The organism is Haloarchaeobius amylolyticus, from assembly GCF_026616195.1.
Classification (GTDB): domain Archaea; phylum Halobacteriota; class Halobacteria; order Halobacteriales; family Natrialbaceae; genus Haloarchaeobius; species Haloarchaeobius amylolyticus.
Map to the genome: position 1 here is coordinate 1723949 of NZ_JANHDH010000001.1, position 13252 is coordinate 1737200.

General features: G+C 67.4%; 13 protein-coding genes and 1 tRNA gene. 4 read left to right on the forward strand and 10 right to left on the reverse strand.

Translation table 11 applies throughout. The features are described from left to right. Positions 1–88: 88 nt before the first annotated feature. The gene (glnA, locus tag NOV86_RS08910; protein ID WP_267640992.1) at positions 89–1441 is read right to left on the reverse strand and encodes a type I glutamate--ammonia ligase; all 1353 of its coding nucleotides are present in this window, start codon (positions 1439–1441) and stop codon (positions 89–91) included. A 126-nt stretch (positions 1442–1567) separates the two neighbouring features. Between glnA and lrp the strand changes: the two genes are divergently transcribed. Both lrp and NOV86_RS08920 read left to right on the forward strand, forming a co-directional pair. Continuing rightward, entirely contained in the window at positions 1568–2023 is a 456-nt protein-coding gene (gene lrp / locus NOV86_RS08915) for an HTH-type transcriptional regulator Lrp (RefSeq protein WP_267640993.1), read from the forward strand. Between the two features lie 186 nt (positions 2024–2209). After that, positions 2210–2524 carry a thiamine-binding protein gene (locus NOV86_RS08920; RefSeq protein WP_267640994.1) on the forward strand — a complete coding sequence of 105 codons (315 nt, stop codon included), beginning with the start codon at positions 2210–2212 and terminating at the stop codon, positions 2522–2524. A 235-nt stretch (positions 2525–2759) separates the two neighbouring features. On the opposite strand, the gene thsB is transcribed toward NOV86_RS08920, so the two are convergent. The 8 genes from thsB to NOV86_RS08960 form a co-directional block, all read right to left on the reverse strand. Further along, entirely contained in the window at positions 2760–4397 is a 1638-nt protein-coding gene (thsB, locus tag NOV86_RS08925; RefSeq protein ID WP_368408763.1) for a thermosome subunit beta, read from the reverse strand. A gap of 254 nt (positions 4398–4651) precedes the next feature. Then, positions 4652–5392, reverse strand: a complete 741-nt coding sequence (locus tag NOV86_RS08930) for an SOS response-associated peptidase (protein WP_267640995.1) — start codon at positions 5390–5392, stop codon at positions 4652–4654. A gap of 169 nt (positions 5393–5561) precedes the next feature. Then, positions 5562–5643 (reverse strand) — tRNA-Ser (locus NOV86_RS08935). A gap of 64 nt (positions 5644–5707) precedes the next feature. Beyond that, positions 5708–5908, reverse strand: coding sequence for a DUF7981 family protein (locus NOV86_RS08940; RefSeq protein ID WP_267640996.1), 201 nt, complete (start codon positions 5906–5908; stop codon positions 5708–5710). Between the two features lie 2 nt (positions 5909–5910). Next, entirely contained in the window at positions 5911–6291 is a 381-nt protein-coding gene (locus tag NOV86_RS08945; protein WP_267640997.1) for a Rid family detoxifying hydrolase, read from the reverse strand. Positions 6292–6363: 72 nt separating this feature from the next. Beyond that, the gene (locus tag NOV86_RS08950) at positions 6364–6795 is read right to left on the reverse strand and encodes a PaaI family thioesterase (protein WP_267640998.1); all 432 of its coding nucleotides are present in this window, start codon (positions 6793–6795) and stop codon (positions 6364–6366) included. Positions 6796–6862: 67 nt separating this feature from the next. Next, positions 6863–7846 (reverse strand): cytochrome d ubiquinol oxidase subunit II, encoded by a 984-nt coding sequence (locus NOV86_RS08955; protein ID WP_267640999.1) that lies wholly within the window; start codon positions 7844–7846, stop codon positions 6863–6865. After that, positions 7839–9251 (reverse strand): cytochrome ubiquinol oxidase subunit I, encoded by a 1413-nt coding sequence (locus NOV86_RS08960; protein WP_267641000.1) that lies wholly within the window; start codon positions 9249–9251, stop codon positions 7839–7841. Before NOV86_RS08960 ends, NOV86_RS08955 begins: the two co-directional genes overlap by 8 nt. Before the next feature lie 138 nt (positions 9252–9389). Between NOV86_RS08960 and NOV86_RS08965 the strand changes: the two genes are divergently transcribed. Together NOV86_RS08965 and NOV86_RS08970 are read left to right on the forward strand one after the other, a co-directional pair. Continuing rightward, positions 9390–10277 carry a hypothetical protein gene (locus NOV86_RS08965; RefSeq protein WP_267641001.1) on the forward strand — a complete coding sequence of 296 codons (888 nt, stop codon included), beginning with the start codon at positions 9390–9392 and terminating at the stop codon, positions 10275–10277. A gap of 87 nt (positions 10278–10364) precedes the next feature. Next, positions 10365–10643: an amphi-Trp domain-containing protein gene (locus NOV86_RS08970; RefSeq protein ID WP_267641002.1), complete on the forward strand. Its 279-nt coding sequence runs from the start codon at positions 10365–10367 to the stop codon at positions 10641–10643. A gap of 45 nt (positions 10644–10688) precedes the next feature. On the opposite strand, the gene NOV86_RS08975 is transcribed toward NOV86_RS08970, so the two are convergent. Next, positions 10689–13178, reverse strand: a complete 2490-nt coding sequence (locus NOV86_RS08975) for an ATP-binding protein (RefSeq protein ID WP_267641003.1) — start codon at positions 13176–13178, stop codon at positions 10689–10691. Between the last annotated feature and the right edge of the window lie 74 nt (positions 13179–13252).

Below are 13252 nucleotides of genomic sequence, written 5' to 3' on the forward strand. Positions count from 1 at the left end.
GGGTCGGTGGGCTGGCCAGCGAGCAGCCTACGCGACCTCGACCGTCGCCCGCGAAAAAGGACCGCAGTCGGCCACAGGTCTCCTGCGCCTAGAACTTCTCGAGGTACCGGTCGATCTCCCAGTCGGAGACGTCCACGAGGTAGTCCTTGAACTCGGCGCGCTTGGCCTCGATGAACTTCTCGTAGACGTGTTCGCCGAGTGCGTTCGCGATGACCTCGTCCTCCTCGAGGGCGTCGACGGCCTCGCCGAGGTTGGTCGGCAGCGTGTCGATGCCGTACTCCTCGCGCTTCTGCTCGTCGAACTCGTAGATGTTCTCGCGGACCGGGTCCGGGCAGTCGAGGCCCTGCTCGATCCCGTCGAGACCCGCGTGGATGAGCGCGGCGAACGCGAGGTACGGGTTACAGGACGGGTCGGGGAAGCGTGCCTCGATGCGGCTCGCGGCCGGGACGCGGGCGGCCGGCTTCCGGATGAGCGCGGAGCGGTTGCGGTCGGACCACGCCACGTAGACGGGTGCCTCGTAGCCGGGCACCAGGCGCTTGTAGGAGTTCACGGTCGGGTTCGAGACCGCCGTGATGGCCGGCGCGTGCTCGAGGATACCCGCGGTGAACTGCTTGGCCGTCTCGCTCAGGTTGAACTCGTCGTCGTCGTCGTGGAACGCGTTCTCGCCGTTCTGGAACAGCGAGATGTGCGTGTGCATGCCCGACCCGTTGATGCGCGGGATGGGCTTGGGCATGAACGTCGCGTGCAGGTCGTGCTCGGCCGCGATGGCACGGACGACGGAGCGGAACGTCGCGACGTTGTCGGCCGTCGACAGCGCGTCGTCGTAGGTGAAGTTGATCTCGTGCTGGCCCTCGGCGACCTCGTGGTGGGAGGCTTCGATGTCGAAGCCCATGGACTCGAGGCCGTAGATGATGTCACGGCGCACGTCCGAGGCGAGGTCCTTCGGCGCGAGGTCGAAGTAGCCACCGGCGTCGTTGGTCTTCGTCGTCGCACGCCCCTCCTCGTCCTCCTCGAACAGGAAGAACTCCGGCTCGGGCGCGGCGTTGATCTCGTAGCCCATCTCGTCCGCGCGGTCGATGGCGCGCTTGAGGACGCCACGCGGGTCGCCCGGGAACGGCTCGCCGGTCGAGGTGTCCATCACGTCACAGATGAGACGTGCGGCCGCGCTCTCCTCGGTCTTGCGCCACGGCAGGACGGCGAACGTCGTCGGGTCCGGCTCCAGGCGCATGTCGGACTCCTGGATGCGGACGAAGCCGTCGATGGACGACCCGTCGAAGTAGATGCCCTCGGTGAACGCCTTCTCGGCCTGACTGGCCGGGACGGAGACGTTCTTGACGGTCCCGAGGATGTCGGTGAACTGCAGGCGCAGGAAGTCCACGTTCTGTTCTTCGATCTGCTCGATGACCGCTTCCTCTTCTGCAGACAGGTTTCCGCTTGTCATCTTTCTGGTCGAGTAATCCAACTATCCCCACTACAAAAACCCTACTGTTATACGCAATTCTGCCCTCACCACACCCGAAGTGGATATTCGTAAAATTCTAATGGCTGGAGACGGAGGTTGGACGTAATGACGTACGAAAATCTCGACGCGAAGTTGGTGAATGCACTTCTGGACAACGGCGACGCGAGTCTTCGCAGTCTGGCAGAACAACTCGACGTGTCCGTGACGACCGTCTCGAACCACGTCTCCGCGCTGGAGGACGAAGGGGTCATCCGCGGGTACACGCCGAAGATCGACTACGACCAGCTCGGCTACGACGTCACCGCCGTCGTCCAGCTCAAGGTCGAGGGGAGCGCCCTGCCCGACGTGACCGAACGCCTCCGCGAGGAGAAGCAGATGGTGTCGGTGTACGAGGTCACCGGCGACTACGACGTCATCGCCATCGGGAAGTTCGAGGACACCGACGGCATGAACACCCAGATCAAGCGCCTGCTCACCGACCCGGAGATCAAGGAGTCGAACACCTCGGTCGTCCTGAACCCGGTCTGCGAGAACGAGCAGTTCGAACTCGACATCGAGTAACGCACCACCCACGAGCACGAGCGCCCGCGGTGGCCAGCGACGGCGACACCGTCGCGGCAGCGACATCGTCGGCGCCCAGATACTCCACGTCGGTGAGGCGTCTCGATAGCCCAAGAAAACCATTTTCGCGGCCGTGGTGTATGCTAGCTCGAATCGTTCGCCCGAACGACCCGCCACACCACAGCCATGTCAGTCATCGCCCGATTCGAGATACTGCCCGTCGGAGAACAGCACATGTCCGAGTCCATCGCCCGCGCGCTCGACGCGCTGGACGACCTCGGCGTCACCTACGAGACGACCGCGATGGACACCATCGTCGAGGCCGAGACCGCGGCCGAGGCCTTCGCCGCCGTCCAGGCCGCCCACGAGGCGGCCGGCGACGGCCGCATCGTCACCTCGTTCGAGCTCGACGACGACCCGGAACGCGAACTGCACGCCGCCGACCGCGTCTCGGCTGTCGAGAAGGCACGCGAGCACTCCGCGGACGCGGCGAAGCCGTAAGGGGAACGAAGAGCAGGAGCTGTGCGACCTGCGCAGCAGAAAACGGTTCTTCGACCGAATACGGCTTCGGGAGCGGTTCGGGGGGTGAAGTTATGGAAGTTCTTCTACGCCGAACTTCACATAGCCTTGGCCGAGGAAACCTCGGCCGTGCGATGAGATTTCTCGTTCCTCGAAATCTACATCGGCTTCGTCAGACTCCGTCTGACGGCCTATGAAAATCGGTCTTCGCCCGATTTTACATAGCGCCGCCCATGCCGCCCATACCGCCCATGCCGCCAGCACCGCCGGGGCCACCTTCGTCGTCGCCCTTGTCGGTGCTCAGGTCACCGGCGGAGATGATGTCGTCGATCTTGAGGACGAGGTTCGCGGCCTCGGTGGCAGACGTGTACGCCTGCTCCTTGGAGTGGGCCGGCTCGACGACGCCAGCGTCGAAGGTGTCCTCGATCTGGCCGGAGAAGACGTTCAGACCGGCGCGCTTGTTGCCGCTCTCGTGCTCGGAGCGGAGGTTGACGAGGATGTCGATGGAGTCGAGACCGGCGTTCTCGGCGAGGACGCGCGGCACGAGTTCCAGCGAGTCGGCGAACGCCTCGACGGCGAGCTGCTCGCGACCCTCGACGGAGTCGGCGTAGTCGCGGAGGCGCGAGGCGACCTCGACCTCGATGGCGCCGCCACCGGCGACGACGCGGCCGTCGGAGACGGTCTGGGCGACGACGTCGAGGGCGTCGGTGACGCCGCGCTCGAGCTCGTCGACGACGTGGTCGGTGGAGCCACGGAGGGTGAGCGTGACGCCGTGGGCGTTCTCGGCACCCTCGACGTAGAACAGCTCGTCCTCGGCGTCGCGGCTGATGGAGCCAGCGCCGAGGTCGGAGGCGTCGAAGTCGTCGAGGTCGGAGACGACGGACGCGCCGAGGATCTCACGCAGGAACCGGACGTCGGACTTCTTCACGCGGCGGACGGCGAGGATGCCCTCCTTCGCGAGGTAGTGCTGGGCGAGGTCGTCGATGCCCTTCTGGCAGAAGACGACGTCGGCACCGGAGTCGACGATGGACTGGACCTTGTCCTTGAGCTGCTTCTCCTCCTGGTCGAGGAACTGCTGGAGCTGGCTCGGGTCGGTGACGTTGACCTCGGTGTCGACGTTGGCCTCCTCGACCTCGATGGCCTCGTTGAGGAGGAGGATCTTCGCGTCGTCGACCGACTTCGGCATGTCGTCGTGGACCGGGTCCTTGTCGATGACCGCGCCCTTCAGGAGCTCGGAGGCGGAGGCGGGCTGGCCGGTCTGGGTCTCGATCTTGAGGTACTCCATGTCGACCTGCCCCTCGACGGTGACGGACTGGACGGCCTCGACGATGAGCTCTGCGAGGTGCTCCTTGTCGAGTTCGGCGCCCTTGCCCGTCATGGAGGTCTCGGCGACCTTGCGCAGGAGCTCCTCGTCGTCGGCGTCGACGTTCTCCGCGATGTCGTCGACCTCTTCGCGAGCCTGCTTGCTCGCGAGGTGGAAGCCCTTGATGATGGCGCTCGGGTGGATGTCCTGCTCGAGGAGGTCCTCGGCGTTCTTCAGGAGTTCGCCCGCGATGGCGACGGCGGTCGTCGTGCCGTCACCGGCCTCGTCCTCCTGCGTCTCGGCGACCTCGATGATCATCTCGGCCGTCGGGTTGTCGATGTCCATCTCCTTCAGGATGGTTACGCCGTCGTTCGTGATGGTGACGTCACCCATCGAGTCGACGAGCATCTTGTCCATCCCTTTCGGGCCGAGTGTGGAACGCACGGCCTCGGCGACTGCGCGAGCCGCCTGGATGTTGTACTCCTGCGCGTCACGGTCCTTGACGCGCTGGGACTCCTCGGACATCACGATCATCGGCTGACCTTGCTGCATTCGCTGGCTCATGTACAGACGAGGCATTGATTGTGCTTCTATATAAAAATTTGGTTCTAGGTCGCAGCCGGTGACACGGACACACCAGCAGACGACACGCATAATCGCAATACAGTGGCACGACACCGCCGGAATCATGCGCATCCGTACCAAACCACGAGCCGGCAATCTGGTCGCCGAACACACGCATTTATATACGACGAATCGACTCCCGTCGGCACCTCGCGGCGACCCCCTTCCTCGCCCCGACCAGCTCAGTTCGCGCCGAGTTCCTCGACCACCGCCGGCGAGTCGTTCGCCGGGTCGTTCACCGCCGTCGACACCGGGTACGCCCGCATCTCGTCGGCCGGGTACGGCTCGCACAGCCCGACCGCCTCGTCGGTGTCACCGTGCAGCCACGTCTCCTCCTCGCCCTCGGGGACGATGACCGCCATCCGGTGGTGCAGGTCGGCGACGAGGTCGTTCGGCTCGGTCGTACAGACCGTGAAGGAGACGATTCGTTTCGTCGCGGGTTCCGCCGCCTCGCCGCCCGCGAAGGCGTCGAGGCCGGTCTGCTGTTCGATGCCCTCCCAGACCGCGTACAGCCCGGCCATCGCGAACGGCGCCTCGTCGGTCAGCGTCACGCGGTAGGGCTGCTTGCCGTCACCCTCCTGTTTCCACTCGTAGAACCCGTCCGCCGGGACGAGACACCGCCCGGCCGTCGCGAGGTCGGCCCCCGGCCCGGCCGAGGCGAACGCGGTCCGGAACATCGGCTTCTCCTGGACGGTCTCCGACCGCGCGTTGATCGGCCGGGGCGCGTCGTCGGGGTCGTCGGTCCACGACGGGACGAACCCCCAGTTCGCCCGGGTCAGCTCGTCGTCGGTGTCGGCCCGGACGACCGGCAGGTCCTGCCGCGGCGCCGCGTTGTACCGCGGCCCGTAGTCGTCGGGGACGGAGACGCCGAAGCGTTCCTGCAACTCGTCGGGCGTCACGAAGAGACTGTAGCGACCACACATGCGCCTGCGTACGCGTGGGAACCACAAAAGCGGCCGCAAGGTGGCGAGGAGGACGGACGAGATTCCGGCCTGACTGTTCAACCTGCAGTGGAAACGAAGGGGTTGGGGGGTCGCGGTGCTCGGCGGTGAGTGAATCAGCGGAAGGAACAGCGTCCGTGGCTCGCAGGAGCGCCAGGACAGGGATTTGAACCCTGAATCCCGAAAGGGAACACGCTTTCCAGGCGTGCGCCTTACCGTTCGGCCATCCTGGCTTCACCCGAGAGTTACCGGGTGTTGCATTTAACGGCTTTGTTTCGTCGGGGAGTGTGCGAAGGGCTAGCGGCCACGGCCGAGCAGCCGTATCTCGGCGACGTAGGCCGCCGCGGCGACGCCAGCGCCGACGACGAGCGCGACCCCGAACGCGGGCAGGAAGCCGACGCTGTCGTTCCCGAACAGCACGTACCCCTGGTAGAGCACGAGGAACGCGAACACGCCGACGGCGCCCCACAGCAGGGCCGACTTCGTTCGCTCGTCCACCCTCACTCGCTGGACGCGATGGCCTCGATCTCGACGCCCACGCCCTTCGGGAGGTTCGCGACCTCGACCGCCGAGCGGGCCGGCGGGTTGTCGATGAAGTACTCCTTGTAGGCGTCGTTCATCTCGTCGAAGTCCTCGATGTCGTCCATGAACACCGTCACCTTGAGCACGTCCTCCATGGTGCAGCCCTCCTCCTCGAGGATGGCGGTGACGTTCTCCAGTGCCTGCCGGGTCTGGACCGTGATGGACTCCTCGTCCAGCAACTCGCCCTCGGGTGTCATGGGAATCTGGCCGGCGGTGAACACGATGTCGCCGTTGGTCGTCGCCTGACTGTACGCCCCGACCGCGGCCGGTGCCTCGTCCGTGCTGATGACGCGCTTCATACTCGGGGCGACGACCGCCGCCGTCTTAAAAACCCTCGACTTCCCGCAACGTTTCGGGTCGCGACAGCGCACTCACTCGTAGCCGACCTCGGGCGTCAACTCGATGCTGCTGCGCTGGAACGTCCCGCTCCCGCGGGCGATCTCGTTGCCCTCGCCGTCCCACGCTACTGCCTCCGCGATGAGCTGGCGCGGGTTGTCGTTGACCACCTCGCCGACCGCGCGTATCTCGCCCTCCGAGACGGGTCGTTCGAGGTAGATGTTGAACTCCGTCGTCAGCACCGAGACGTCCTCGACCAGCGAACTCGCGGCGAAGAAGGCGGCGTCGTCGAGCACCTTGAAGTACACCGACCCGTGGACCCCACCGAGGGCGTGGAAGTGGGATTCGTCGACGGGCGTCACGAGTTCGGCCTCGCCCTCGCGGACGGTCAGCTCCGGGTCGTAGTGGTCGTTGACCGGTGCCGCGTCGTACATGCGTTCGAGCTTCCGGAAGTGCTCCTCGTTCACGTGCCCCGAGTCGCGGGCCGGCGAGAAATAGCTGTCCGCACCGGCATCGAACCGGCGCGACCGACAGTCAGTGCCCGTACCCGCCCTCCTCGACCGGGCCGGCGAACGTCGCGTAGAGCACGCCGAAGTAGGTCAGGACGAGGGGGAGCAAGAACGCCGAGGCGCCGGTGAGGATGTTCATCGACAGCGGCGAGACGGCGGCCTCGCGGGCGGTGAGACCGGTCGCCGGGTCGAGCACGGGCCAGAGCAGGACGCCGACGAGGGCGACCAGCGCGTAGGTGAGCCCTCCGGCCGAGAGGAACGCGAGCAGGTCGCGTTCGGTTCGTATGGTCATCGCGTACGCCCCCGCGAGGAGCACCGAGCCGACGACCAGCGCGATGGGCACGGGCGCCAGCAGGGCCTCGCGGACCGCGGGGCGCAGGAGCAACCCGCCGAGGGTCACGACCACGAGGCCGAGGTAGACGACGACCGCCCGCAGGCCCCACCGACGCAGCTCGGCCGCCATTCCGGGCGCGGGTCGGCCGACCTTCATCGCGAGGAACGCCGCGCCCGTCACGACCGTCAGCGCGACCACCGCGAGGCCGACGACGAGCGCCTCGGGCGCGAAGGTCGTCCCGAGCAGCCAGTTCCCGGTGAAGACCCCGAGCAGGAACGGGGAGCCGATGGAGCCGACCACGAAGGCGCGGCCCCACCAGCGTTTCCAGGCGGCGTCCTCGCGCTGTTCGTACATCTCGGGGGCGAGCCCGCGCAGGATGAGCGTCCCGAGCACCCCGAACAGCAGCAGGTAGTGCCGACTGAACAGGGTGGCGTAGATGCGGGGGAAGGCGGCGAACAGACCCCCGCCGAAGACGACCAGCCAGACCTCGTTGCCGTCCCAGAACGGCCCGATGGCCGCGAGGACGTGCTCGCGCTCTTCCTCGGCCTCGCGGGTCGCGAACAGTGCGCCGGCCCCGAAGTCGAAGCCGTCGAGGAACAGGAACGTCCCGAGGAAGGCGAACACGACGCCGACCCAGATGGCCGGCAGCGGAAGCCCGAGGAGGTACTCAGTCATCCGCGGGCACCTCCGCGACCGGTATCTCGGGCCGGTCGCTCGGCCGCGGCTCGTCCTCGGCGACGCCGACCTCGGGCGGACCCCTCCGGATGATTCGCCAGACGACGTAGCTGTAGAGCGCGAGCAGGCCGGTGTAGACCAGCGCGAACCCGACCAGCGTCAGCGTCGCCTCGAAGCCGGTGAGCCCCGGTGAGACGCCATCCTCGGTCCTGAGGACGCCCTGGATGACCCAGGGCTGGCGGCCGACCTCGGTGACCAGCCAGCCGAGTTCGGTCGTGGCGATGCCGAGCAGGGACGAGCCGACCATCGCCTGGTGGAGCCGGGTGTCCTCGAAGAGCCGGCCCTGGCGCCACCGGACCGCACCCCACAGCGCGAGCGCGACGAACCAGAGCCCGAGCAGCACCATCAGCCGGAACGCCCAGAACACGATGGCGACGGGCGGCGAGTCCTCGAACTCGCCGAGGCCCATCACCTCGTATGTCGGGTCACCTCCGCTGGCGAGGACGGACGCGAGGGCCGGGATGTCGACCGTCCAGAGGTTCTCCGCGCGGGGGTCGGTGAACGCCGCGGGGTCGGTCGGGATGGCGATGACGTGCAGCGCCGCGGGCGCCTCGGTCTCGTACTGGGCCTCCATCGCGGCGAACTTCTGGGGCTGGGTCTCGGCGACGTGGCGGGCATAGGAGTCGCCGTGGACCACCTGGAAGGGCGCCATCACGACCAGCATCACCAGCGCGAGCTTCATCGTCACGCGCCAGAACCGGGTGTCGCGGTGGCGCCAGAGGTGGTAGCCCGCGACGCCGAGCATGAACAGCGACACCGAGATGACCGCCGCCGACTGCATGTGGACGAACATCCACGGGAACCGCGGGTTGAGGTAGGCCGCCCAGGGGTCGACCAGCGTCACGATGGACTGGCCGCTCTGCTGGACCATCTCGAACCCGCGGGGTGTCTGCATCCAGGAGTTGGCGATGAGGATCCAGACCGCCGAGAGCCACGTCCCGGCGCCGACCGCGACGGCAGAGACCATGTAGAGGGCGTCGCCGACCTTCTCGCGGCCGAAGACGAACACCCCGAGGAACGTCGCCTCGAGGAAGAACGCCATCATCCCCTCGACCGCGAGCGGGCCGCCGAACAGCTCCCCGGCGACGGTCGAGAACGCCGCGAAGTTCGTCCCGAACTCGAACTCGAGGACGATGCCCGTCACGGTCCCGACGACGAACGAGACGGCGAAAATCTTCGTCCAGAACCGGCGTTGCTGCTCCCAGAGCCGGTCGTCGCTCCGGATGGATTTCCACGTGAAGTAGACGAGGAAGGGCGCGAGGCCCATCGACATCACGGGGAAGATGATGTGGACGATGGTCGTCAGTGCGAACTGGAGGCGACTTGCGAGTACGGGGTCTACCATGGGCGGTCTCACCGACCGGGTGGAGGGCGAACCGGTCGCTGTTCACCCCTATGGACACCCGACTTACAACCGCCGGGGCGATTCCCGGACCCCGGGAACCGGCGGGGTTTTCAGTGTTCCCCCGAACGTGTTCTCGTGATGGACTCCTCCCCGTCGTCCCGCCGCAGAGCCGTGGCGATGCTCGCGCTCGCGGCCGGGCTGGCGGTCGCTGTCGCCCGGCTGGCCGCGGCGCGCGTCACCGACGTTCCCCTCTGTCCCCTCACGGCCCGGGGCCGGGTCGGCCCGGACTGGGTCGTCCGCACCGGGGTCGGCACCGGCGAGGCCCTGCCCGGGGAGATGGACGACCTCGACGCCTTCGCCCGCCCCGACTTCGACCCCGGGCTGGTCGCACCCGCGGTCCGACGGTTCTACGAGCAGACCGCCCGGTACGACCTCGCCCTGACCGCCGAGTGGCACCGCCCCTTCCGGACCGGGGCGTGGCTGGCGAGTCGCCTGACGACCTACCTCGAACAGTTGAACCTGCCCGCGCCCGGTGACTCGCGGGTCCGCCACCTGACGAGCCGTTTCGAGCGCCTCGACCCGGCCGCCGACCCCCGCGAGGGTGCCCGGGCCTGGGTCCGGACCGACCGCGACACCGGCGAAGGCGTGTTCACCGCGATGTACGCCGCCCACGAGGACGACGGCGAGCGATTCGTCAACATCGGCGTCCCCCTGCCCTTCGCGAACCTCTCGACGGTGCTGTCGCTCCGGCAGCTCGGCGAGTCGGGCGCGGTCGAGCTCACGACCGACGCCCCGGGCGACCCGGGGCTCTACCTCGTGACACCCCTGGGAACCGTCGAACTACCCATGCGACAGCGGTTCCGGGTGTGGCCGGCAGACGTCGCCGGGGCGCCGGACGCGCCCGAGTCACCCGAAACCGGGGTCGGAGACGCGACCGTCGTCGCGACCCACGAGATGTGGCTGGCCGGCCGACAGTTCCTGACGGTCAGGTACGCCGCGGTGGCAGCGAGCGACGCCCGGGAGTGACCCAGGGCAGCGGCTGCTGCCCGGTCGACCCCTGCACCAGTTGCGCCGACACGCAGAGTCAATACCATGCGTGTCGTAGCGGGACGAATGCCAGAAGAGACGCTGTTCGAGTTCGAGCGGGACATGAGCACGAGCGAGGTCGCACGCTACCTCCGGACGGTCGCGGACCACCTCGAATCCGGCGACGAGTTCACCCTCGAATCCGGCGGTGAGTCGGTGACGCTCGCGCCGGCGGGGCGCATCGAGTTCGAGGTCGAGGTCGAACGCGAGACCTCGAAGTCGGGCGGGTCCGCGGAAATCGAACTCGAGTTCGAACTGGAGTGGGACGAGGACGGGAGCGACGGCGGCGACCTGACCATCGAGTGAGGCTACCCCACGAGCCGGGAGGGGAGACCGGGTCAGCGGGACCGGTCACTCTATCTCGGAGCGTGGCGCGAACTCGAACCGTGCACCGCCCTCCTCGCTCTCCTCGACCGACACCTCCCAGTCGTGGGCGGCAGCGATGCTCTCGACGATACTGAGCCCGAAGCCGGTGCCGTCTCCGGTCGTCGAGTACCCGTGCTCGAAGACGCAGTCTCGCTCTTCGGGCGGGATGCCGGGGCCGTCGTCCGCGACGAAGAACAGGCCGTCTTCGACCCCGACGCGGATGGTCACCCCGGACCCACCGTCTTCGACGCTGTCGCCGGGATTCTCTGCTGTCTGCTCGCTCGTCGAGCCGTGCTCGACGCTGTTGCGGAACAGGTTCTCGAACAGCGTGCGCAGTCGCTCCGGGTCGCACTCCAGCGTCACGTCGTCCGCCTCGACGACGAGGGTCGCGTCCGGGGCGTCGATGGACTGCCACGCGTCCTCGGCGACCGCGGCGAGTTCGACCGTCTGGTACTCGCTGACCATCTCCCCTTCGCGGGCCAGCGTCAGCAGCGACGACACCAGGTCGTCGATGCGGTCGAGGGCCCGGGCGATGCGGTCGTGGTTCTCCGCGGCCCCGGGAGCGTCCTCCCTCGCGAGTTCGAGACTCGTCTTCGCGACGCCGAGGGGGTTCCGCAGGTCGTGGCTGAGCACGCTCGCGAACCGGTCCAGCCGTTCGACGTTGCGTTCGAGTTCGCGCTCGCGTTCGACGCGTTCGAGCAGTCCCGCGGCCAGTCGGATGTAGAGGTCCGTGAGCTTGAGCTCGCGTTCCGAGGGCCGGTGGGGGTTCCTGAAGTGCGTCGACAGCATCCCGAGGAGGGTGCCGGAGCTGTCGACTATCGGGGTCGACTGGACGGCGCGATACGGGACGCTGGCGGCGACCTCGCGGTGCGGGCGGAACGCCTCGTCGGCCATGACGTCTTCGACGACGACGCGTTCGCCCCCTCGCAGGGCCCGTCCACAGATGGACGTGTCGGACGTCTGCACGACCGCGAAGTGGTCGAGGAACTCCTGCGGGAAGCCGCGCTGGGCGGCTATCGTCAGCGTCTGGTGCGTGGCGTCGTAGAGCTGGACGTTCCCGTAGTCCGCGTTCTGGAGTGCGATGGTCGCGTCGAGGATCTCCTCCAGCATCTCCTGGACGTCGTCCGTCTCGACGAGTCGCATCGTCAACTCGTGCAGTCGCGTCATCGCCGACAGTTCGGTCGCCAGCTGGTCCCGGAGCGCCCGGTTCTCGGCCTCGGTCTGTTTCCGGTCGGTGACGTCCTCGAAGAGGATCGCGACCTTGTGCTCGTCGGGGTCACCGACCCGGACCGCGTAGACGTCGAACCAGCGCTCGTCGAGGTACCTCGCCTGTCTCGTGAACCGCCGCGACTTCCCGGTCAGGGCCACCTCGCCGTAGATCTCGAACCAGAACTCCTCGTGCAGTGGTTCGAGTTCCCGCATGCGCTTCCCCTCGACGTCGACGAGCCCGGACTCCTCCTCGAACGCCGGGTTCGTCAGGAGGAAGCGGTAGTCCACCGGTTCCTCGTGCTCGTCGAACAGCATCTCGACGATGCAGTAGCCCTGCTCGATCGACTGGAAGAGCGTGCGATAGCGCTCCTCGCTCTCCCGGAGGCGGTCGTAGGCGTACTCCTTCGCCCGGTAGAGCTCCCGGCCCCGGAACGCGATGTTCCCGGGGCTGTACTTCTCCTCGAGCCCGAAGCGTTCGAGCAGGTCCGACCCCTCCTCGGACCGGACGTAGGACACGACCGCGGTGACGTCCTCGAACCGGAGGACGATGTAGTCGATGTCCCCGCTCGGCCCGAACAGGGGCGTACAGAGCAGACACCACCAGCGCTCGGTCGCCTCGTCGTCGGTGAACTCGTTCGGCGGGAGCCGGATGCGCATCGCCGGCAGCACGTCGGCCTGCCGGCTGGTCGTCACCCGGTCGAGCGACGCCAGGATGCGGTGGAGGTTCTCCGGGTCGCCCACCTCGAGTGCGGCGTCGATGACCACCGGGAGCGACCGCCTGACGACGTGGTCGCGCTCGGCCGCGGTCGCCTCCAGGTACGCATCGCTCGCCTCGACGACCTCGTAGTCGTCGGGTTCGACGACCTCGTAGTCGTCGGGTTCGACGACCTCGTAGTCGTCGGGTTCGACGACCTCGTAGTCGTCGGGTTCGACGACCTCGTAGTCGTCGGGTTCGACGACCAGCGCGAGTTCGGGCCCGGTCTCGAACAGCTGGCGGAACATCGAGATGTCGAGTCGCGGTGCCGCGACGGAATCCGTCGGCTGGCGGTGCCGCCCCGGTGGCCGCCACCAGAGCTGGTCCCCCGACTCGACCGTCTTCGTCTGTAGTTCGCCCGCTTCGACCAGGTCGGCGAGCACGTCGAAGAGCGCCGGCTCTGCACAGTCCAGCTCGCTCGAAAGTTCCCCGACCGAGACCGGGGTCCCTGGTGGGTCGAGGCTGTCGAAGACTGTCAGTACTGAAGCCCGCGACAGGACGGGGGAACTCATGCTAGTAGTTCGTTCGAATCACGATTAAGAATTCCTCCTGATGGGCTTGCACAGTCAGGTCGAAGCCGCGTCAG

Bases quoted from the DNA above. Each gene is read 5' to 3' on its own strand.
- NOV86_RS08945 (WP_267640997.1), bottom strand. From the start codon at position 6,291: ATGAAGCGCGTCATCAGCACGGACGAGGCACCGGCCGCGGTCGGGGCG.
- glnA (WP_267640992.1), bottom strand. From the start codon at position 1,441: ATGACAAGCGGAAACCTGTCTGCAGAAGAGGAAGCGGTCATCGAGCAG.
- NOV86_RS08920 (WP_267640994.1), top strand. From the start codon at position 2,210: ATGTCAGTCATCGCCCGATTCGAGATACTGCCCGTCGGAGAACAGCAC.
- NOV86_RS08965 (WP_267641001.1), top strand. From the start codon at position 9,390: ATGGACTCCTCCCCGTCGTCCCGCCGCAGAGCCGTGGCGATGCTCGCG.
- thsB (WP_368408763.1), bottom strand. From the start codon at position 4,397: ATGCAGCAAGGTCAGCCGATGATCGTGATGTCCGAGGAGTCCCAGCGC.
- lrp (WP_267640993.1), top strand. From the start codon at position 1,568: ATGACGTACGAAAATCTCGACGCGAAGTTGGTGAATGCACTTCTGGAC.
- NOV86_RS08955 (WP_267640999.1), bottom strand. From the start codon at position 7,846: ATGACTGAGTACCTCCTCGGGCTTCCGCTGCCGGCCATCTGGGTCGGC.
- NOV86_RS08975 (WP_267641003.1), bottom strand. From the start codon at position 13,178: ATGAGTTCCCCCGTCCTGTCGCGGGCTTCAGTACTGACAGTCTTCGAC.
- NOV86_RS08960 (WP_267641000.1), bottom strand. From the start codon at position 9,251: ATGGTAGACCCCGTACTCGCAAGTCGCCTCCAGTTCGCACTGACGACC.
- NOV86_RS08930 (WP_267640995.1), bottom strand. From the start codon at position 5,392: ATGTGTGGTCGCTACAGTCTCTTCGTGACGCCCGACGAGTTGCAGGAA.
- NOV86_RS08970 (WP_267641002.1), top strand. From the start codon at position 10,365: ATGCCAGAAGAGACGCTGTTCGAGTTCGAGCGGGACATGAGCACGAGC.